A 19,155-nucleotide genomic window follows, 5' to 3' on the forward strand; every position below is an offset into this window, starting at 1 on the left:
TGTGGAGCGCGAGCTTCCGCCTTAAGCCGGCTTCCGCAAGATCTTCACCAGCTCCCCGTGCACGTACTCATTCCCGCACACGACGTGCCCGGTGACCAGCGGGTCGCCCGGCGTTGCGATATCGCTGATGGTGCCGCCGGCTTCGCGCACCATCAGCATACCGGCCGCGATGTCCCAGGATTGCAAATCGCGCTCCCAATACCCGTCGAGCCGGCCGGCGGCGACGAAGGCCAGATCGAGCGAGGCAGCGCCGAAACGGCGCAAGCCGGCGACGCGGTCCTGGATCGCGGTCATCTCGCGGCGGAATTCCTGGTGGTCGCCGCGGCCGATATGGGGCAGGCCGCAGGCCACCACGCATTCGCTCAGCTGGCGGCGGCCGGCGACGCGCAGGCGCTGGTCGTTGAGGAAGGCGCCCTTGCCGCGCTCGGCGATGTAGAGCTCGTCATTGGCGGGGTTGTAGATCACGCCCGCAATCACGGTGCCCTCGCGCGCAAGCCCGATCGAGATCGCGAATTGCGGGATGCCGTGCAGGAAGTTGGTGGTGCCGTCCAAGGGATCGACGATCCAAGTGTGGCTCTTGTCGGTGCCCTCGCGGTTGCCCCCTTCCTCGCCGATGAAGCCGTAGCCGGGCCGGGCCTTGGCGAGGTCCTGGTAGAGGATCTCCTCGGCGCGCTTGTCGGCGAGCGAGACGAAATTGGCCGGTCCCTTCAGCGAGACCTGGAGATGCTCGATCTCGCCGAGATCTCGCTTGAGGCTGCGGCCGGCGCGGCGCGCCGCCTTGACCATGACGTTGATAGTGGCGGAATACAGCATATGCTTCTGGTCTTGATCGGGGGGAGGGGCGCGGAAACGCGCCTGTTTGGGGGACTGGGTGCCCCGTGAGGGGCCCCGCGTCAAGTCATTTGGACCCGAGCCACTTCCTGGCAGCGGCCTCGGCCTTGGCGCGGTCATCGGCCGGCAGATCGGAGAGCTGCTTGTCGAGCTCGGGGTCGCCCTTGCCGGCCGTCTTGGCCACCAGGTGCCATTTGAAGCCCTCGATCTTGTCCACGGGCGTGCCAACGCCGTTGATCAGCACCCAGGCCAGCCGGTTCTGCGCGATCGCGCTGCCCTGGCGGGAGGCCTTGCGAAGCAGGGCGACGGCTGCAGGCTGGTTCTTCGGCGTGCCGGTGCCGTTGAACATCGCGATGGCATATTCGACCTCGGCATCGACATTGTCGGCGATCGCGGCGGCCTGCAGCAGTCGCACCGCGCGTTCGGGGTCCTTCGGCACACCGGTGCCCTCCTTGTAGAAGGTCGCGAGCGCGTATTGCGCTTCGGGCAGGCCTGCATCGGCGGCCTGGCGCAGCAGTTCCGCCGAACGTCGGACGTCCTGCGGCAGCGTCTGGCCGTCCAAATAGAGCAGGGCGAGGTTATAGGCCGCCTTGGGCTCGCCGAGCTTGGCAGCGGAGGCCATCAGCCTGACCGCCTCGCTTTTGTCGACGGGGCCGCCGCGGCCGGAGATGCGCAGCATGGCGAGCGCGAACATCGCCTCGCGATCGCCGGCATCGGCGGCGCGCTTGTACCATTCGGCCGCCTTGGCGTAGTCGCGCCTTATGCCCATGGCGTTGGAATAGAGCTCGCCGAGCATGGTCATCGCCTTGGCATCACCGGCTTGTGCGCGCACGGTGGCGAGCTCGAAAGCGGTCTTGTACTGGCCGCGCTGATAGGCGCCGAACACGAGGTCGACGTTGGGATCGTCGGACGGCGGCGCGGGGATCACGGTTGCCGGCTTGGGCGAAGCGGACGGCTTGGGAGATGCCGTAGGCTTCGGCGCCGGTGCTGCCTCCTTCTTCTTGGCAGGCGCGGGCGGCTTCTGCTTCTCTGCCGGTGCGCTCGGCGTCGTCGCCGGCGGGGTGATCTGCAGCTGCGCGGCCGCGGGCACTGTCAGCAGCAGCGTGGCGAGCATGGTGATGCACGGGAGCTTCATGTCGGGCGCTAGCCGTGCTCCTGGCCCGCAGGATCTTGGCTCGCAGGATCTTGGCCGGCCTGCGCCGTCGCATGGGCCTTCTTGATCGCGGCATCGACCTCGATCAGCGCGGCCTTGGGCCCGCGCGGATCGGCCCAGATGAAGTCGCCGACCAGCACGAAATCGGCGCCGCTGGCGGCGAAATCGTAGGCCTCGTCCAGCGTGGTGGCAAAGCCGACGCAGGGCGGCTCGAACAGCTCGGCCCACCAGTCGAGCCGCTCGGCGATCGCCTGCGCCGAGGGACGCTGGCCTTTCGCATCGGGCTCGCCGAACAGCACGTAATCCGCGCCCATCTCGCCGGCATCCATGGAATGGTGCCGCGTCGTCAGCCCGCCGACACCGGCGATGCGATCTGGCTTGAGCGACGGCAGGGCCTCCTTCAGCGCGGCGATGCCGGGCAGATGCGCGCCGTCGGCGCCGCCCCGCGCGACGATATCAGGGTGGCCGTCGACGAGGAGTGCCGCGCCCGCCTTCTGCACCGGCGGCGCCAATGCCTTGACGCGCGAGATCATGCCGCGCTGATCGGTCTCCTTCAGCCGCAGCAGCACGGCGGCGATGTCGGCGGACGCGATCAGCTCGGGCAGCGCGGCGACCAGCGTCGCGGGATCATCGACGACGGGTGTCGCGAGATAGAGACGCGGCGCCGGGCGCGGCGGAGGCGGTTTGTTCGACAAGGTCTAGGCTGCCTTCTGTTCCAGGCTGCTTTGCCATTCGCCCTTGGAGGCGAGGCCGTTCATGCGGGCGCGATGGCTGAAGGCGCGCTGGCCGGCCGCGACGTTCTCAGGCTTGCCCGACCAGGCCTTCTGCGGCGCGGCCTGCAGCGCGCGGCCGTAGGAGAAGGTCAGGCCCCAGGGCAGCGGACCGAGCTTGTGCATGGCGTTGAGATGCGCGGTCGCCTCTTCGTCCGACTGGCCGCCGGAGAGGAAGGCGATGCCGGGCACCGCCGCCGGCACGCAGGCCTTGAGCAGCCGTATCGTCTTTTCCGCGACCTCCTCGACCGAGGCCTGCTTCGGACATTTCTTGCCTGATATCGCCATGTTCGGCTTCAGCACCATGCCTTCCAGCGCCACGCGCTGCACGCGCAATTCCTGGAAGGTCTTGTTGAGCACGCGGCTCGTCACCTCGTAGCAGCGCTCGATGTCGTGGTCGCCGTCCATCAGCACCTCCGGCTCGACGATCGGCACGATCTGGGCGGCCTGGCACAGCGCGGCATAGCGCGCCAGCGCGTGGGCGTTGACGCTGATCGCGGTCATCGAGGGGATGCCGCTGCCGATGTCGATCACCGCGCGCCATTTGGCAAAGCGTGCGCCGCGCTCGTAATATTTCTTCAGCCGCTCGGCGAGCCTGTCGAGCCCGACCGTGACGAGCTCTCCGGGGCACATCGGCAGGGCCTGCGTGCCCTCGTCGACCTTGATGCCGGGAATGGCGCCGGCCTGCTCGATCAGCTTGACCAGCGGCGTGCCGTCCTTGGCATTCTGCCAGATCGTCTCGTCATAGAGGATCACGCCGGAGATGTACTGGCTCATGGCGTCCTTGGCGCGAAACAGCATTTCGCGATAGTCACGGCGGTTCTCCTCGGTCGATTCCACGCCGATGGCGTCGAAGCGCTTCTTGATGGTGCCGGAGGATTCGTCGGCGGCAAGGATGCCCTTGCCGGACGCGACCATGGCGGTCGCTATCCCATTGAGCTCAGTCAGATTCATCGAGAGGTCCTCCCAAAACGATTCTGCCCTTGCCCGTGAAAATAGACCGTTCTCGGGCAATTGCCGAGTTATCGTTCGTCGCGGGGTAAAGGGTCTTTCTGGCATTCCGGGATGCGCCGAAAGGCGCAGGCCCGGAATCCATAACCCCAGGCTGTGGTTATGGATTCCGGGCCCACGCTTCGCGTGTCCCGGAATGACGGGAGGATGTGACGGAGGCCTTAGGCGACCCGGGGATCGAGCTCGCCCTTGGCGTAGCGCTTGGCCATCTCGGCGGTGGTCAGCACCTTCTTGATCTTGGAGGCCTGGCCTGCGGTGTTGAACTCCTGCAGGCGCTGCTTGCACAGCTTGGTCATCGCCTCCATCGCCGGCTTCAGGTACTTGCGCGGATCGAACTCTTCCGGGTTGTCCTTCAGAACTTTCCGGATCTGGCCGGTCATCGCCATGCGGTTGTCGGTGTCGATGTTGATCTTGCGCACGCCGTTCTTGATGCCGCGCTGGATCTCGGCCACCGGCACGCCCCAGGTCGGCTTCATCTTGCCGCCATAGGCGTTGATGATGTCCTGCAGGTCCTGCGGCACCGAGGAGGAGCCGTGCATGACGAGATGCGTGTTCGGCAGCTTGCGGTGGATCTCCTCGATCACGTTCATGGCGAGGATGTCGCCGTCGGGCTTGCGGGTAAACTTGTAAGCGCCATGCGACGTCCCCATCGCGATCGCGAGCGCGTCGACCTTGGTCTCCTGTACGAACTTCACGGCCTCGTCCGGATTGGTCAGGAGCTGGTCGTGGCTAAGCTTGCCTTCGGCGCCGTGGCCGTCTTCCTTGTCGCCCATGCCGGTCTCGAGCGAGCCGAGCACCCCGAGCTCGCCCTCGACCGAGATGCCGCCAAGATGGGCCATGTCGGTGACGGTCTTGGTGACGCCGACATTGTAGCCCCAGTCGCCGGGGGTCTTGCCGTCGGCCTTGAGCGAGCCGTCCATCATCACCGAGGTGAAGCCGGCCTGGATCGCGGTCATGCAGGTCGCCGGCTCGTTGCCGTGGTCGAGATGCACGCAGACCGGAATGTGCGGATAGATCTCGGTCACCGCGTCCATCATGTGCTTGAGCATGACGTCGTTGGCGTAGGAGCGCGCGCCGCGCGAGGCCTGGATGATGACGGGCGCATCGACCTGGTTGGCCGCGTCCATGATGGCCAGCGCCTGCTCCATGTTGTTGATGTTGAAGGCCGGTACGCCGTAATCGTTCTCCGCCGCGTGGTCGAGCAATTGACGTAACGTGATCCGAGCCATCTGTCTTTGTCTCCCGTTGGGGCCTCAAAGGCCGCTTGATTACTTGCTACGCAGAACTTCAACGCCGGGCAGGGGCTTGCCTTCCATCCATTCAAGGAACGCGCCACCGGCGGTCGACACATAGGTGAAGTCTCCGGCCACATGGGCCTGGTTGAGCGCCGCGACGGTGTCGCCGCCGCCCGCGATCGAGATCAGCTTCTTGGCCTTGGTGCGCTCGGCGGCGTGCTTGGCGGCCGCGACCGTGCCGCGGTCGAACGGCTGCATCTCGAATGCGCCCAGGGGGCCGTTCCAGACCAGCGTCGCCGCATCGTCGATCGCGGCATGGACGCGCGCGATCGATTGCGGGCCGACGTCGAGGATCATGCCGTCGGCCGGGATCGCATCGAGCCCATAGGCATGCGACGGCGCGTTGGCGGCGAAGTGATAGGCGACGGTGGCGTCGACCGGGAGGATGATGGCGCAATTGGCGGCTTCCGCCTTCTCCATGATGCGCAGCGCGGTGGCGGCGAGATCCTTCTCGGCCAGCGACTTGCCGACCGCAACGCCCTGCGCGTGCAGGAACGTGTTGGCCATGCCGCCGCCGATCACGAGCGCGTCGACCTTGGTGACGAGGTTTTCCAACAGGTCGATCTTGGTCGAGACCTTGGCGCCGCCGATGATGGCGATCACGGGCTTGCTCGGCGAGCCCAGCGCCTTCTCCAGCGCGTCCAGCTCGGCCTGCATGGTGCGGCCGGCATAGGCCGGCAGCTTGTGGCCGAGACCTTCGGTCGAGGCGTGGGCGCGGTGCGCGGCCGAGAACGCGTCATTGACCCAGATGTCGCCGAGCTTCGCGAGTTCCGCGACGAAGGCGGGATCGTTCTTTTCTTCCTCTTTGTGGAAGCGGGTGTTTTCCAGGCACAGGATGTCGCCATCCTTCAAGCCGGCGACCGCCTTGGCCGCGGGCTCGCCGATGCAATCCTCGGCAAACGCGACGGGCTTCTTCACCACCTTCGCCAGCGCCTCCGCGACGGGCTTGAGCGAGTCCTTGGCATCGCGTCCCTTCGGCCGGCCGAAATGCGCGAGCAGGATGACCTTGCCGCCCTTGTCGGCGAGCTCGGTGATGGTCGGTGCAACGCGCTCGAGCCGGGTGGCGTCGGTGACGCGCCCGCTCTCCATGGGCACGTTGAGGTCGACGCGCAGCAGCACGCGCTTGCCCTTCACGTCGACGTCGTCGAGGGTGCGGAATTTAGCGGGCATCGTTCATCATCCGTGCGTCGGAGTGTCGGAATCGGGGGGAGGCGAATGGCCGTGGTCGCCGCTCCCTCCACCGTCTTTCGGAGACTTCACTGCGAGGCCCCGGCGAAATCCGTACGCGATCATCGCGATCAACAGTATGACGCCAGGGATGCCAATCCAGTGAGGAAGCACCTTGGCTTCCCTCAGATCACCTTCGCCATCGCGGCGGCGGTGTCCGCCATGCGGTTCGAAAAGCCCCACTCGTTGTCGTACCAGGACATCACGCGCACCAGCGTGCCGTTCTGCACCTTGGTCTGGTCCTCGTGGAAGGTCGAGGAGTGCGGGTCGTGGTTGAAGTCGATCGAGACGTTCGGCGCATTGGTGTAGCCGAGGATGCCCTTGAGCTGCTGCTCGCTGGCGCGCTTCATCGCCGCGTTGATCTCCTTGGCGTCGGTGGCGCGCTTGGCGACGATCTTGAGGTCGACGACCGAGACGTTCGGGGTCGGCACGCGGATCGCGACGCCGTCGAGCTTGCCCTTCAGCTCGGGCAGCACGAGGCCGATCGCCTTCGCAGCACCCGTCGAGGTCGGGATCATCGACATCGCCGCCGCGCGGCCGCGGTAGAGATCCTTGTGCATCGTGTCGAGCGTCGGCTGGTCGCCGGTATAGGCGTGGATCGTGGTCATGAAGCCGGTCTCGATGCCGACGAGATCGTTCAGCACCTTGGCAACCGGCGCAAGGCAGTTGGTGGTGCAGCTGCCGTTGGAGACGACGAGGTGATCCTTGGTCAGCGTGTCGTGGTTGACGCCGTAGACGATGGTGGCGTCGGCGCCGTCGGCGGGCGCGGAGACCAGCACGCGCTTGGCGCCGGCGGTCAGATGCGCGCTAGCCTTGTCCTTCGAGGTGAAGATGCCGGTGCATTCCATCGCAATGTCGACGCCGAGATCCTTCCAGGGCAGCTTCGAGGGATCGCGCTCGGCGGTGACCTTGATCTTGCCGTTGCCGAGGCTGATGGAGTCGCCGTCGACGGTGACGGTGCCGGGAAAGCGGCCATGGACGCTGTCGAAGCGGAGGAGATGAGCGTTGGTCTCGACCGGGCCGAGGTCGTTGATGCCGACGACCTCGATGTCCTTGCGGCCGGACTCGGCGATAGCCCGCAGGATGTTGCGGCCGATGCGGCCAAAACCGTTAATTCCGACGCGGACTGCCATGTTTCGTCTCCTTCAATGACCGTTGTCATCCCGCACAACGCGCTATACGCGCCTGCGAGGGTTTTTTAGGGGCGGACGCCCGGTTCGGCCGGGCGGTGCTTGATCATATGAGAGATTAGGTAGTCCTTTTTTGCGGCAAGCTCAACTCTCAGGAAACGCGCTTCAGCACAGCGTTAACCGCGGCCTCGGCGGTAATGCCGAAATGCTTGTAAAGCTCCTTGGCAGGGCCGCTTTCGCCGAACGAATGCATGCCGATGAATTCGCCATCCTGGCCAATCACGGCGTCCCAGCCCCAGCGCACGGCGGCCTCGATCGCGATCTTCACCGGCGCGTTGCCGATGATGGCGGCGCGCTTGGCCTCTGGTTGCGCTAACAACAGCTCCAGCGAGGGAACGGAGACAACGCGCGAAGCGACGCCGCGTTCCGCCAATTGTTTCTGGGCCGCGACCGCGATCTCGACCTCCGAGCCCGAGGCGAACAGCGTCGCCTTGGCTTCGCCCTGGGCGGCGACCAGCTCGTAGGCACCAGCCGCGCAGGGATTGTCGTTCGGTGCGGTGGTCCGCAGCTGCGGCAGGTTCTGCCGCGTCAGCGCCAGCACGGTCGGGCCATCGACGCGGTTGAGCGCGAGCTCCCAGCACTCGGCGACCTCGATGGCATCGCAGGGACGGAACACGCGCATGTTGGGAATGGCGCGGAGCGCTGCGAGATGCTCGACCGGCTGATGGGTCGGGCCGTCTTCGCCGAGACCGATCGAGTCATGGGTCATGACGTAGACGACACCGGCGCCCATCAGCGCGGCAAGGCGCATCGCCGGACGCGCATAATCGGTGAAGACGAGGAAGGTCGCGCCGTTCGGCGCGAAACCGCCGTGCAGGAAAATGCCGTTCATCGCGGCCGCCATGCCGTGCTCGCGGATGCCGTAATGGATGAAGCGGCCCTTCGGCGTCTTGGCCGAGAAGGCGGTCGCCGACTTCGCCTTGTTGTTGTTGGAGCCGGTGAGGTCGGCCGAGCCTGCCAGGAATTCCATCGGCATGGCGCCGGCGATGACTTCGATCACCGCTTCCGACGACTTGCGGGTGGCCGCGGTCATCGGCTTTTCCAGCAGCTCCTTCTTGTAGGCGCGAACGGCCTTGGCGAGCGAAGCGGGACGCTCGTGACGCAGGCGGCGCTCGAACTCGGCGCGCTTGCGGCTGCCGAGCTCACCGAGCCGCGCTTCCCATTCCTGGCGTGCCGCGGCGCCTCGGCTGCCGGCCGCGCGCCATGCCTTCAGCACGTCGTCGGCGACCGCGAACGGCTCGAGCGAAATGCCGAGATTTTCCTTGGCAGCCTTGAGCTCGTCGGCGCCGAGCGCTTCGCCGTGCACCTTCGAGGTGCCTTGCTTGTGCGGCGCGCCGAAGCCGATCGTGGTGCGGCAGGCGATCAGCGTGGGCTTGCTGGATTTCTTCGCGCGCGTGATCGCATCGGCGATCGCGGCCTGGTCGTGGCCATCGATCTTCTCGGCCGCCCAGCCCGCCGACTTGAAGCGCTTCACCTGGTCGACGGAATCGGAGATCGAGGTCGGGCCGTCGATCGAGATGCCGTTGTCGTCGTAGAGCACGATCAGCTTGTTGAGCTTCCAGTGGCCGGCCATCGCGATCGCTTCCTGCGACACGCCTTCCATCAGGTCGCCGTCGGAGGCGAGCACATAGGTGTGGTGGTCGACGATCTTCTTGCCGAATTCGGCGGCGAGCATCTTTTCGGCCAGCGCCATGCCGACCGCAGTCGAGATGCCCTGGCCGAGCGGGCCGGTGGTGGTCTCGATGCCCTTGGTGCGGAAGTTCTCGGGGTGGCCGGGGGTCAGCGAGTCGACCTGGCGGAACTGCTTGATCTGGTCCAGCGTCATCTCGGCATTGCCGGTCAAATACAGCAGCGAATAGAGCAGCATCGAGCCGTGGCCGGCCGAGAGCACGAAGCGGTCGCGGTCCGGCCAGGCGGGCGCAGTGGCATCGAATTTCAGGAACTGCGTGAACAGCACGGTGGCGATGTCGGCGGCGCCCATCGGCAGGCCGGGATGGCCCGATTTCGCCTTCTCGACAGCGTCCATCGAAAGGCCGCGGATCGCGTTGGCCATACGGGTGTGATCGACCTGCGTCATGTCTGAAATCCGTCTGAAATGAAGCGCTTGGCGATGGTTGCCCGCGCGGGGAGAAGCCTGGCGGCCACTGAAGGTTGGCGCTGGGATAGCACCTCGGTTCCGGGAGTCCAAGGCAATCGAACGCCGGTTTGGCCGCAAAAGTTGCCTGTGTGGACATCGGTTTTCCGCCGGGATCGCGCCGGGCGGAAGCGACGCAGCGACACGTCGTCCCGATTGAACAGTGCATAGTTTTGCGGCGGCGTTGCGCTTGGCTAGCTTGCTTTGTAAATTTCTGCTTCTAACCGCTTGCCGAACCGAGTCTTTTGCCGGACGGCAAGCTCCAGGGAAAGGCCACTGGGCAAAGGCCGCCAGGTTCCGCCGCTGACTGCATGAACGATCGCGTATCCAACAGTTCCGCCATGACGGAGTCGTCCGCCGTCGAGATCGAGATTGCGACCCGCAGACTCATGGCGGCGCTCGATGCGCTCGAAAGTGCGGTGGAGCGGCGTCGCGATGCCGATCGCGACGAGAACGAGCTTGCGGCGCGCATCCAGGCGCTCGGCGCGGATCGCTCGCGTCTTGCCGACGAGCTCGACGGCGCGCTGGTGAAGGCACGCAAGCTCGAGCGCACCAATCGCGAGATTTCTGACCGGCTGGATTCCGCGATCGTGACGATACGCTCGGTGCTCGATACCGGAGAGGACGGATGAGCCACATCAACGTCACCATCAACGGCCGGCAATATCGCATGGCCTGCGAGGAGGGCCAGGAGGTGCGGCTGCTCAAGCTCGCCGAGACGCTGGAGACGCGCATCCAGTCGCTGCGCGGAAAATTCGGCGAGATCGGCGATGCGCGCCTCACCGTCATGGCTGCGCTCACCGTGTGCGATGAGCTGATCGACACCACCAACCGCGTCCGCACCCTCGAGCAGGAATTGACCGAGCTCAGGGATTTCCGCAATGCCGCCGTCGAGCGCGCCCGCATGACGCAGACCGCCGTGGTCAACGCCCTGAACGCCGCCGCCGAGCGCATCGAGAAGTCGACCCAGGTCCTGAACCGCACCGTGGGGAACGGGATCGCGATCGGCTGAAGCTCGATTGTAGCCACGCGGCCGGTGCGCTCCCTCCCCCGCTTGCGGGGGAGGGTCGGGGAGAGGGTGTTTCTGCTGGGCGAGAACCCCCAAGAGGTGAGAGCCCTCTCCCCAACCCTCTCCCGCACGCGGGAGAGGGAGTTCACCTCCCTCGTGGCTCGTACGTCGCTTCATTGCACCGAAGCGCCGCAGCGCACTGGCGATTCGTCAGTACAGTTGTTACATTGCCTCCGCGAGGCTGCGACGTGCGTCAGGAGCCATATATCCCCGGGGCCTTATCGATCCTTTAGGGAACTGTCCCTGGCCGGGCCCGTGGGCTCGGACATATGGTGCCCACCTACTTTCGTAGGGAACTCCGGGATCGAGTGCTTCAACGGCGTTCGCGGCTTCGCACTTTCGTTTGCTTCGTTTGTGCTTGTTGAAACGACTGCGGCCAATTCAACAGGTGTCATTCCCCCCGAGTGCGCAATTGCGCACGGGGCGGGGAATCCAGTACGCCGCGGCCCTTGTGTGAATCACCACCGCCTCTGGAATACTGGATCACCCGCATTCGCGGGTGATGACGTGGGGACCAAAGCACATGTCCAACTCCAAAGCCGAGCTCCGTGCCAAAGCCCTCGCCAAGCGCGATGCGCTGAGCGAGAAGAAACGCATCGCGGCCGCCGCAAAGCTCGCCAAGCGCGGGCTACCGTTCAAGCTGCTGCCCGACAGCATCGTCTCCGGCTATTCGCCGATCCGCAGCGAGATCGATCCGATGCCGCTGCTCGCAAAGCTCGCGGAAGAGGGCGCCAGGCTGGCGCTGCCCTGCGTCACCGCGCGCGGCCAGTCGCTGATCTTCCGTCTCTTCCATCCGAACGACCGCCTGATGCTCGGCCCGCTCGGCATTCCCGAACCTTCACCTGCTGCGGCCGAAGTCATTCCCGACATCATGCTGACGCCGCTCGCCGCCTTCGACCGCCTCGGCCATCGCATCGGCTATGGCGCCGGGCATTACGATTTCACCTTCGCGCATTTGCGCAAAGCCAAGCACATCGTCGGCATCGGCCTTGCGTTTGCAGTGCAGGAGATCGAGGCGGTTCCGGCACTATCCCACGACGTGGCGCTCGATTATGTGCTAACGGAATCGGACGTGTTCGATTTCCGGAGTTCTGAAGTTGCGCATTCTCTTCGTGGGTGACGTCGTCGGCCGTAGCGGACGCGAGGCCGTCTCCGAATATCTGCCCGGCATGGTCAAGGACTGGTCGCTCGATCTCGTCGTCGTCAACGGCGAGAATTCGGCCGGTGGCTTCGGCATCACGGAAGCGATCTACCAGGAGTTTCTCGAGGCCGGCGCCGACGCGGTGACGCTCGGCAATCACTCCTGGGACCAGCGCGAGGCGCTGGTGTTCATCGAGCGCGCCGACCGCCTGGTGCGCCCCGCCAACTATCCGCGCGGCACGCCCGGCCGCGGCGCCGCCTTGGTCGAGACCAAGAACGGCAAGCACGCCCTCGTCGTCAACGCGCTCGGCCGCGTCTTCATGACCCCGTTCGACGATCCCTTCGCCGCGCTCGAGCGCGAGCTTGGCGCCTGTCCGCTCGGCGTCGCCGCCGACGCCATCGTCGTCGATTTCCATTGCGAGGCTTCAAGCGAGAAGCAGGGGATCGGCTTCTTCTGCGACGGCCGCGCCAGCCTCGTCGTCGGCACGCACACGCATGTGCCGACCGCCGACCACCAGATCCTGTCAGGCGGCACCGCCTACATGACCGACGCCGGCATGACCGGCGATTACGATTCCATCATCGGCATGCAGAAGGAAGAGCCGCTGCGGAGGTTCACATCAGGAATTCCGTCCGGCCGCTTCGAGCCGGCCGCAGGCGCCGCGACGCTCAGCGGCGTCGCCGTGGAAACGGACGATGCGACAGGGCTCGCGCTCAAGATCGCGCCGGTGCGCGTGGGTGGAAGGCTGGAGCCGACGACGCCGAAATTCTGGTTGAGCTGAAGCGCGAGCGAAATCACCCGGTGTCGTCCCCGGACGATTATATCAAACTTTGCCCTCAGCAGCGGACATCGACGGGCAACAAGGGAACTCCGCTTTGGGCCACAAGCGGAAGTCAACAGTCATTGGCGGCTGCGAGCCCTTCTCTTCGACAGATTGGATTCCGTTCAAGAAGCTGTCCGCAACATTGGTGTCATCGTCGGCGAAGAACCATGTTGTATCTCGCCGATGATCTTGAAGCCGTGGCGTTCATAAAGGGAGATGTTTCGCGGATTCGAACTTTCGAGGTAGGCGGCGATGCCCTCCTCGTCGCATCGTCGAAGAGCGTGCTTCATCAACAATGTGCCGAGACCTTGGCCGATCCAGTTCGGATCGGAGGCAATGAGAGGCAGATACCAATGGGGCTCGTGGGGATGATGTTCGGCCATTCCCTGGAGCATGTGTCCAATATCATCGGCGATCTCCGGACGCAGGGATTGCGCCATGAGTGCGTCCATGGCCGTTTCATCGGGCTCGACGCCGGGCGGCAGCCACAGGGCGGCCGCGCGAGCCCCTTCTGTGATGTAAGCTGTGCCATGCTCGAATGCCCGTCCGCCAAATGCCTTGACGAATTGAGGCATAATCCTGAGATATTCGGATGAATCGGGCCAAACCCAACGCGCCATCGGATCGGCTGCAAAGCCAAGTACAATGGTGCTGATAGTGCTTGCCTGAATGTTGGCGCCCGCAGATTTGATTTCCGAGTCTGCGCTCATGATATCGTCTCCAAGTCGTCGATGGCGTCGGCCACATTCATTCTAAGATGCAGCACAGGATAGTGGCCGGGCGCTACGGCGTCGCGCGCAATCACGCGTCAATCTCAGGTGACCGCGCCCCGCGCCGCGACTGGCCAAAGTGCCTCCACGCGGGAATCCGGCGTGTTGAAGCCGCGCACGCCGACATACCAGTCGTAGAGATTGACGGTCGGGTCGCAATGGCCGGGGATCAGCGTCACCTTGTCGCCGATCGCCAGTCGCGACGAAGCGCTGTCGAAATCGAGCAAGCCATGCTCGTCAGATGGCCGATGATAGCGCAGATCGGGCCGGCCGAGCACGACCGGAAATCCGCTGTCGTTCGACAGAGCCTTGTGGCCGGCATCGATGACCGCGTGTTCGCCGGCGCCTGTGCTCATCACCGTCGCGATCACGAACAGCGCATGCTCGAACGGATTGGCGTTGCGCGCCCCGTCGGCGAGGTTCTTGGCGTAGTCGGCGTCCATGAAGATATAGGAGCCCGCCTGCAATTCGTTCCAGATGCCGCTCGCGCCTTCGAGCTCGAATGTGCCGGTTCCCGCACCTCCAATCGTCCGGCACTGAAAGCCCGCGTCCTTGAGGACGCGCAGTGTCTCCGCGGTCGCGTTCGCGGCACCGGCGATGGCAGCGCGCCGCTCCTCCGGCGTGCGCAAATGCTGGGCAGAGCCGTGATAGGCCTGCAAGCCGCCGAACGATAGGAAGCGTGAAGCCGCCACCTGCCGCGCCAGGGTGGCCGCCGCCGGCCCCGGCCTGACGCCGCAGCGACCGGCGCCGACGTCGATTTCGACCAGGACTTCGATTTGCGATCCTGCCCGCTCCGCGGCGTGCGACAGTTGCTCGACCATGATCGCATCGTCCACGCAAACGCTGATGCGTGCGTGGCGAGCGAGGCCTGCGAGCCGTTCCAGCTTCCGCAGGCCCACCACCTCATTGCTGACGAGCACGTCACTCACCCCGCCCGCAACCAGGATCTCGGCCTCGGCGACCTTCTGGCAGCAGATGCCGATTGCGCCGCGCGCTATCTGCTTGGCCGCAATGATCGGTGATTTGTGGGTCTTCGCATGCGGACGCAAGCGAACGCCGAGCTTGCTCACCGCCGCCGCCATCGTGTCGAGATTGCGCTCGAAGGCGTCGAGGTCGATGATCAGCGCCGGTGTATCGATCTCGGAAAACGGCGCGCCGATTTGGGCGGGTGGACAGGACATCGAAAAGCCCGCTTGCTGTGTTCGGGTTCGCGCGGATGCGCGGCGGCATTTCTACGGCAACGTCGGCCGCCGCACCAGTGCAGTCGGCTTCTGTGCTCGGCGGACGGCGGGGAGAACCGCACGCCTCTCACAATTTCGGAATAATAGCATTTTGCCCCTGTTTTGCCCGACGAGTCAACGCGCGCCGGGGCCCGCCGGCGTAAGCCATTGATTCCGCACACCCCGGCTACTGTGCATGGGGTTGTTTTTTAGGTTTTGAGTCAAAGGCCTTAGCGCCGCCCGTCAGCCCTGCCGCAATCCCATCCGGAAGGCGCCCCAGTGCTTGCCGCGGATCATGATCGGCGAGGACAGGTCCTTCATCAGCACGAACTGCCCGCCGCCCATGTCGCGGCGATAGGTCTGCAGCAGGAAGGGTTTTGTGTTGGCCGCGACCTTCTTCACCGCGCGGTCGGTGAACAGGCGGCGGTTGCGGCAATTGGCGTTGTTCCAGACCGGGTCCTTGCCCTGCGGCAGGCGGTAGTTCGGATTGTGGGTCGGAAGGTAGCCGCCCCGCGCCCAGGCGACGCAGAACACGATGCGCGGATCGGTCTTCTGGATCGGGTCCTGGATCGCGGGCAGCACGCGGTCGGTGAACTCGACGTAATTGGTGAGGTACTGCTTCGGATCGGTGCCTGATATCTCGCGGTAGGTCTCGTCCATGAGCTGGTCGAGCGTGATCTCGCCGCGGTCGATCGCAGCTTCGAACTCGGCCGAGATCCGCTTCGCGGTGTCGACGACGATGCGGATCAGCGGCGCGTCCGACGTCTCCACGCCGCTGTCGGCGATCAGCGCGATCAGGCCTTCGGAGGCGTCGAGCAGCTTTGCTACCCGCTCGTCGGCGCTTCGGAGGTCGCGCGAGGAGAGGTCGACGCCCTTGGCGAGCTCGTTGAGCTCGCTGATCACGGTGTCGCAGTGGCCGAGATTGGAGGTCGCCGCGCGCGCGACGCCGTCGATCTCGGCTTCGACCGAGGCGAAGCCCTGCTGGACCCGCGAGATGATGCCGGAGATCGCTTGCGCGCCTTCGCCGGCGGTCTTGGCGCGCTGCGAGGCGTCGCTGCTCTCGCCGATCAGGCCTTCGATCTGGCCGTCGAGATCGCGCACGGTGTCGGAGATCTCATGCGTGGCCTGGCGCGTGGCCTCCGCGAGGCTCTTGACCTCGCTTGCGACCACCGCGAAGCCGCGGCCGGCAGTGCCGGCGCGCGCCGCCTCGATGGTGGCGTTGAGCGCGAGCAGATTGGTCTGCTTGGCGATCGCCTCGATCGAGCCGGAGACCTTCGCCACCTGCGCCAGCGCCGCGCCGACCGCGGACAGGCGTGCCTCGATCCGCTCCACCGCGGCGACGAGCTCGGAGATGTGGCTGACCGCGGTGTCGACGGCGCCGCGCGACTGCGCGATCTCGCCGACCGCGGCCGACGTCGTGGTTTGCACCGCCTGCGAGGCATTGGCGATGTCGTGGTTGGCCGAGACCATCGTCTCGGCCGTCTTCTGCAAATGGTGAAACCGTTCCGACTGGCTCGCGACGCGGTTGGCGACGTCCTGGACGTTGCCGGCGATGTCGGCGAGCTCGACGCCGAGACCGCCGATGCGGTCGGCGAGCTGGTCGATCAGGCGTTCGGCCAGCGTCCGGTTGGAGGCAGTGTCCAATACGGCAAGTTGTGCAGAGGACATGTACGGGCTCTCTCCAGTCGGAGCCGTTGATCGGCTCCTTGGCGGCATTCCGATTCCAGATCCGACCTTAGAGGATGATTCGCGCCCGGCGTCTTGCCCAGGAGTGCAGGTGCGTGCAGGTGCGTGCACGCGCGGGAGCGCTACAGCTTGTAGGCCGTGCGGAAGCCGCCCCAGTGCCGGCCCTGCACGCGGATCGGGACGTCGATCTCCCGCATCATCACCGTGTTCCCGTTGCCCATGTCGCGCGCATAGCTCTGGACCAGGTACGATCGCAGGTTGCGCGCGGCGGCCAGCCCCGCCGGATCGTTGAAGAGGCGCCGGTTGCGGCAGTTGGCCGTGTTCCAGGCGACATCGCCCGGCCGCTGCGGGTGCGAATAGATCTTGTTGTGCACCGGCAAGAAGCCGTTGCGGTCGACCATGGCGCAGAATGCCATCCGCGGCTCCCGCGCCAGGAAGGACTCCTGGAACGGCGGCAGGGCGCGGTCGGCCCAGTCGAGATATTTGGTGCGGTATTGCTGCGGATTGGTGCCGGCGATTTCCAAATAGTCCGTGTCGAAGAGGTCGTCGAGCTTGACCTCGCCGCGCGCAACCGCCTTCTCGAATATCTGCGTCAGCGCATTGCCGGCTTCCATGGCACGGGTGACGAACTCGGTGTTCTCCTCATGGATCGACCAGAGCTTGTCCTCGATCTTCTCGTTGAGAGCGGCGGTGGCGCCGACGAATTGCGCGCGGGCGCCGGCCTTGGATTGCTCGATCACGCGCAGGCGGCAGGCGCCGATGTCCTCTAAGCTGCCTTCGATCGTCGCTTGCGTTGCCAGCCGGCTTGCGTCCGCGCCGCCGATCAGCACGCCTTCCATCGCGATTTCATAGACCGGCATCACGGCGCGCGCGGTTTCGAATTTGAGGTGGCAGGGCAGCCGCTCGGTCTTGCGGCGGTCGTCGTGCTCGCTCTGGCGCAGCAGCACCGCGCAGCGCGATTTCAGCTTCTGGGCGAAGGTGGTGACGGCCTTGCCGGCGCTGGCGACGCTCTCGCCATGGGTCTCGGCCGCCTTGGTCGCCGCGTCGATCTCGGCCGCGCTCTCGCCGACCGAGATGATGAACTCCGAGGCGCTGGCGGCATTGCCGGAGACTTCGCTGGTCGTGGCATTCTGCTCGGCGACCGCGCCGTTGACGGTGTCGAACACCGGACGGATCGCCTCGATCGCCTGCGAGATGCGGTGCACGGCGTCCGCCGAACCGGCGGCGTCGCGCTGCAATGCGTCGATCTTCTTCGTGATCTCCTCGGTCGCACTCTGGGTCTGCACCGCGAGCGCCTTGACCTCGGTGGCAACGACGGCAAAGCCTTTTCCGGCTGCGCCCGCGCGCGCGGCCTCGATCGTCGAGTTGAGCGCGAGCAGCGTGGTCTGCCGCGCGATCTGCGCGATCAAATTGACGACGTTGCCGATGGCGGCGGAGGATTCGCGCAGGCGGTCGACATTGGCGCGGGCTTCCTGCGCGGCGGCGCTGGCCTCGTCGGCGAGCTTGCCGGCTTCCCGGACCTGCGCGCCGATGCCTTGCGCGGACTGGGTGAACTTGTCGGCGGCATGGGCGAAGGTGGAGGCGGTGGATTGCGCCGCGTTGGTCCGGCCGGTCAGGGCGTCGGTGCGGTCGCGAATGGCAGCGAGGGTCGCCGCGGTCGCCTCGGCGCCGCCAGCCACCGAATTGGCGGCGCGCTCAAGCTGGCGGATCATGGCGCCGAGCTCGAGTTCCAGCAATTCTAGGATTTCCCGGGCCGAATCACTTTCGGCGGTCGGGGCGGGTGCGGCAGGGGCCGCCGGCTGCGCAGCTTCCGGGGCTGCCGCGGGCGCGGCCGTGTCCGGCAGACGCTTCCGAAATAATCCGAACGCCATCGGGTCTCTCTTGTCGGGGGACGGTCGGGCGCTATTTTCGCAGTCCGGAATGAAATCAGGGTTAACGGTGCCCATCTAGGCAGGCGCCGTTACGGCGACTACCTTTACAGTGCTACCTCAGGCGCAGCCGAGCCCTTTGATTCCGGTGGGTTGGCGGCCTATAAGGCCGCGCTTCCCACGCTCATCTTTGGCTGACGATTTCTCAAGAGACCACGCATGGCCGGACATTCCCAATTCAAGAACATCATGCACCGCAAGGGGCGGCAGGATGCCCAGAAGTCGAAACTGTTCGGCAAGCTGGCGCGGGAAATCACCGTCGCTGCCAAGCTGGGCACCCCCGACCCCGCCATGAACCCGCGCCTGCGCGCCGCCGTGATCGCTGCGCGCCAGGAGAACATGCCGAAGGACAATATCGAGCGCGCCATCAAGAAGGCGCTCGGCAGCGACGGTGAGAACTATGACGAGATCCGCTACGAGGGCTACGGCCCCGGCGGCGTCGCCGTCATCGTCGAGGCACTGACCGACAATCGCAACCGCGCCGCCTCCGACATCCGCTCCTTCTTCACCAAGTCCGGCGGCAATCTCGGCGAAACCGGCTCGGTCTCCTTCATGTTCGACCGCACCGGCATCATCGAATACGACCGCAGCGTCGCCTCCGACGATGCGGTGCTGGATGCCGCAATCGAAGCCGGCGCCGACGACGTCGTCTCTGGCGAGAACGGTCACGAGATCTACGCCTCGACAGAAAGCTATCGCGATGTCGCCAAGGCGCTGGAAGCCAAGTTCGGCGAGCCGCGCAAGGCCGCGCTGATCTGGAAGCCGCAGAACACGGTTGCGGTCGACGACGAGACCGGCGAGAAGCTCCTGAAGCTGATGGACCTGCTCAACGAGCACGACGACGTCCAGAACGTCTACGCCAATTTCGAGGTGTCGGACGCGCTTGTTGCGAAGATGGGCGGGTAGG

The 19,155-nt window shown here is 65.6% G+C and carries 17 protein-coding genes and 1 other RNA gene; 6 read left to right on the top strand and 12 right to left on the bottom strand.

Annotated features, from left to right (window positions below):
• Positions 1 to 21: 21 nt before the first annotated feature.
• From I6F33_RS03565 to tkt, 8 genes are all read right to left on the bottom strand, one after another.
• Positions 22 to 813, bottom strand: a complete 792-nt coding sequence (locus I6F33_RS03565; RefSeq protein WP_225141101.1) for an inositol monophosphatase family protein — start codon at positions 811 to 813, stop codon at positions 22 to 24.
• An 85-nt stretch (positions 814 to 898) separates the two neighbouring features.
• Positions 899 to 1,966 (bottom strand): tetratricopeptide repeat protein, encoded by a 1,068-nt coding sequence (locus I6F33_RS03570; protein ID WP_225141104.1) that lies wholly within the window; start codon positions 1,964 to 1,966, stop codon positions 899 to 901.
• 8 nt (positions 1,967 to 1,974) lie between these two features.
• Positions 1,975 to 2,679: a thiamine phosphate synthase gene (locus tag I6F33_RS03575; protein ID WP_225141105.1), complete on the bottom strand. Its 705-nt coding sequence runs from the start codon at positions 2,677 to 2,679 to the stop codon at positions 1,975 to 1,977.
• 3 nt (positions 2,680 to 2,682) lie between these two features.
• Entirely contained in the window at positions 2,683 to 3,708 is a 1,026-nt protein-coding gene (locus I6F33_RS03580; RefSeq protein ID WP_035998312.1) for a class I fructose-bisphosphate aldolase, read from the bottom strand.
• Between the two features lie 218 nt (positions 3,709 to 3,926).
• On the bottom strand, positions 3,927 to 4,994 hold the full coding sequence (gene fba / locus I6F33_RS03585) for a class II fructose-bisphosphate aldolase (RefSeq protein WP_035998315.1): 1,068 nt from the start codon (positions 4,992 to 4,994) through the stop codon (positions 3,927 to 3,929).
• Positions 4,995 to 5,033: 39 nt separating this feature from the next.
• Entirely contained in the window at positions 5,034 to 6,230 is a 1,197-nt protein-coding gene (pgk, locus tag I6F33_RS03590) for a phosphoglycerate kinase (protein ID WP_128264417.1), read from the bottom strand.
• 182 nt (positions 6,231 to 6,412) lie between these two features.
• A complete protein-coding gene (gene gap / locus I6F33_RS03595) occupies positions 6,413 to 7,420 on the bottom strand; it encodes a type I glyceraldehyde-3-phosphate dehydrogenase (protein ID WP_035998321.1) in 1,008 nt (335 codons plus the stop codon).
• A gap of 148 nt (positions 7,421 to 7,568) precedes the next feature.
• Positions 7,569 to 9,554, bottom strand: coding sequence for a transketolase (gene tkt, locus I6F33_RS03600; RefSeq protein ID WP_225141107.1), 1,986 nt, complete (start codon positions 9,552 to 9,554; stop codon positions 7,569 to 7,571).
• A gap of 398 nt (positions 9,555 to 9,952) precedes the next feature.
• Here tkt and I6F33_RS03605 point away from each other — a divergent pair, with 398 nt between their 5' ends.
• The 5 genes from I6F33_RS03605 to I6F33_RS03625 all read left to right on the top strand — a co-directional run bounded on the left by I6F33_RS03605 (position 9,953) and on the right by I6F33_RS03625 (position 12,602).
• Positions 9,953 to 10,243 carry a DUF4164 domain-containing protein gene (locus I6F33_RS03605; RefSeq protein WP_011084341.1) on the top strand — a complete coding sequence of 97 codons (291 nt, stop codon included), beginning with the start codon at positions 9,953 to 9,955 and terminating at the stop codon, positions 10,241 to 10,243.
• On the top strand, positions 10,240 to 10,623 hold the full coding sequence (locus tag I6F33_RS03610) for a cell division protein ZapA (RefSeq protein ID WP_035998340.1): 384 nt from the start codon (positions 10,240 to 10,242) through the stop codon (positions 10,621 to 10,623). The genes I6F33_RS03605 and I6F33_RS03610 overlap by 4 nt, the downstream gene beginning before the upstream one ends.
• A 232-nt stretch (positions 10,624 to 10,855) precedes the next feature.
• A non-coding RNA gene (ssrS, locus tag I6F33_RS03615) (6S RNA) lies at positions 10,856 to 11,016 on the top strand.
• A 187-nt stretch (positions 11,017 to 11,203) separates the two neighbouring features.
• Complete coding sequence (locus I6F33_RS03620; protein WP_225141109.1) at positions 11,204 to 11,800, top strand: 5-formyltetrahydrofolate cyclo-ligase; 597 nt, start codon at positions 11,204 to 11,206, stop codon at positions 11,798 to 11,800.
• On the top strand, positions 11,778 to 12,602 hold the full coding sequence (locus I6F33_RS03625) for a TIGR00282 family metallophosphoesterase (RefSeq protein WP_035998346.1): 825 nt from the start codon (positions 11,778 to 11,780) through the stop codon (positions 12,600 to 12,602). Before I6F33_RS03620 ends, I6F33_RS03625 begins: the two co-directional genes overlap by 23 nt.
• Positions 12,603 to 12,766: 164 nt before the next feature.
• On the opposite strand, the gene I6F33_RS03630 is transcribed toward I6F33_RS03625, so the two are convergent.
• The 4 genes from I6F33_RS03630 to I6F33_RS03645 form a co-directional block, all read right to left on the bottom strand.
• A complete protein-coding gene (locus tag I6F33_RS03630) occupies positions 12,767 to 13,354 on the bottom strand; it encodes an N-acetyltransferase (protein ID WP_085971997.1) in 588 nt (195 codons plus the stop codon).
• 104 nt (positions 13,355 to 13,458) lie between these two features.
• Positions 13,459 to 14,595, bottom strand: coding sequence for a DSD1 family PLP-dependent enzyme (locus I6F33_RS03635; RefSeq protein WP_225136330.1), 1,137 nt, complete (start codon positions 14,593 to 14,595; stop codon positions 13,459 to 13,461).
• 282 nt (positions 14,596 to 14,877) lie between these two features.
• Positions 14,878 to 16,302: a methyl-accepting chemotaxis protein gene (locus I6F33_RS03640; RefSeq protein WP_225141111.1), complete on the bottom strand. Its 1,425-nt coding sequence runs from the start codon at positions 16,300 to 16,302 to the stop codon at positions 14,878 to 14,880.
• A 140-nt stretch (positions 16,303 to 16,442) separates the two neighbouring features.
• Positions 16,443 to 18,191 (bottom strand): methyl-accepting chemotaxis protein, encoded by a 1,749-nt coding sequence (locus tag I6F33_RS03645; protein ID WP_225141113.1) that lies wholly within the window; start codon positions 18,189 to 18,191, stop codon positions 16,443 to 16,445.
• A gap of 216 nt (positions 18,192 to 18,407) precedes the next feature.
• Here I6F33_RS03645 and I6F33_RS03650 point away from each other — a divergent pair, with 216 nt between their 5' ends.
• Positions 18,408 to 19,154 (top strand): YebC/PmpR family DNA-binding transcriptional regulator, encoded by a 747-nt coding sequence (locus I6F33_RS03650; protein ID WP_035998371.1) that lies wholly within the window; start codon positions 18,408 to 18,410, stop codon positions 19,152 to 19,154.
• The last annotated feature ends 1 nt before the right edge of the window (position 19,155 follow it).

The sequence above is a fragment of the Bradyrhizobium sp. BRP20 genome (assembly GCF_020194215.1).
Classification (GTDB): domain Bacteria; phylum Pseudomonadota; class Alphaproteobacteria; order Rhizobiales; family Xanthobacteraceae; genus Bradyrhizobium; species Bradyrhizobium yuanmingense.

Coding starts and splice junctions, on each gene's coding strand:
- I6F33_RS03565 (WP_225141101.1), bottom strand. CDS start 813: ATGCTGTATTCCGCCACTATCAACGTCATGGTCAAGGCGGCGCGCCGC.
- I6F33_RS03570 (WP_225141104.1), bottom strand. CDS start 1,966: ATGAAGCTCCCGTGCATCACCATGCTCGCCACGCTGCTGCTGACAGTG.
- I6F33_RS03580 (WP_035998312.1), bottom strand. CDS start 3,708: ATGAATCTGACTGAGCTCAATGGGATAGCGACCGCCATGGTCGCGTCC.
- fba (WP_035998315.1), bottom strand. CDS start 4,994: ATGGCTCGGATCACGTTACGTCAATTGCTCGACCACGCGGCGGAGAAC.
- pgk (WP_128264417.1), bottom strand. CDS start 6,230: ATGCCCGCTAAATTCCGCACCCTCGACGACGTCGACGTGAAGGGCAAG.
- gap (WP_035998321.1), bottom strand. CDS start 7,420: ATGGCAGTCCGCGTCGGAATTAACGGTTTTGGCCGCATCGGCCGCAAC.
- tkt (WP_225141107.1), bottom strand. CDS start 9,554: ATGACGCAGGTCGATCACACCCGTATGGCCAACGCGATCCGCGGCCTT.
- I6F33_RS03605 (WP_011084341.1), top strand. CDS start 9,953: ATGACGGAGTCGTCCGCCGTCGAGATCGAGATTGCGACCCGCAGACTC.
- I6F33_RS03610 (WP_035998340.1), top strand. CDS start 10,240: ATGAGCCACATCAACGTCACCATCAACGGCCGGCAATATCGCATGGCC.
- I6F33_RS03620 (WP_225141109.1), top strand. CDS start 11,204: ATGTCCAACTCCAAAGCCGAGCTCCGTGCCAAAGCCCTCGCCAAGCGC.
- I6F33_RS03630 (WP_085971997.1), bottom strand. CDS start 13,354: ATGAGCGCAGACTCGGAAATCAAATCTGCGGGCGCCAACATTCAGGCA.
- I6F33_RS03635 (WP_225136330.1), bottom strand. CDS start 14,595: ATGTCCTGTCCACCCGCCCAAATCGGCGCGCCGTTTTCCGAGATCGAT.
- I6F33_RS03640 (WP_225141111.1), bottom strand. CDS start 16,302: ATGTCCTCTGCACAACTTGCCGTATTGGACACTGCCTCCAACCGGACG.
- I6F33_RS03645 (WP_225141113.1), bottom strand. CDS start 18,191: ATGGCGTTCGGATTATTTCGGAAGCGTCTGCCGGACACGGCCGCGCCC.
- I6F33_RS03650 (WP_035998371.1), top strand. CDS start 18,408: ATGGCCGGACATTCCCAATTCAAGAACATCATGCACCGCAAGGGGCGG.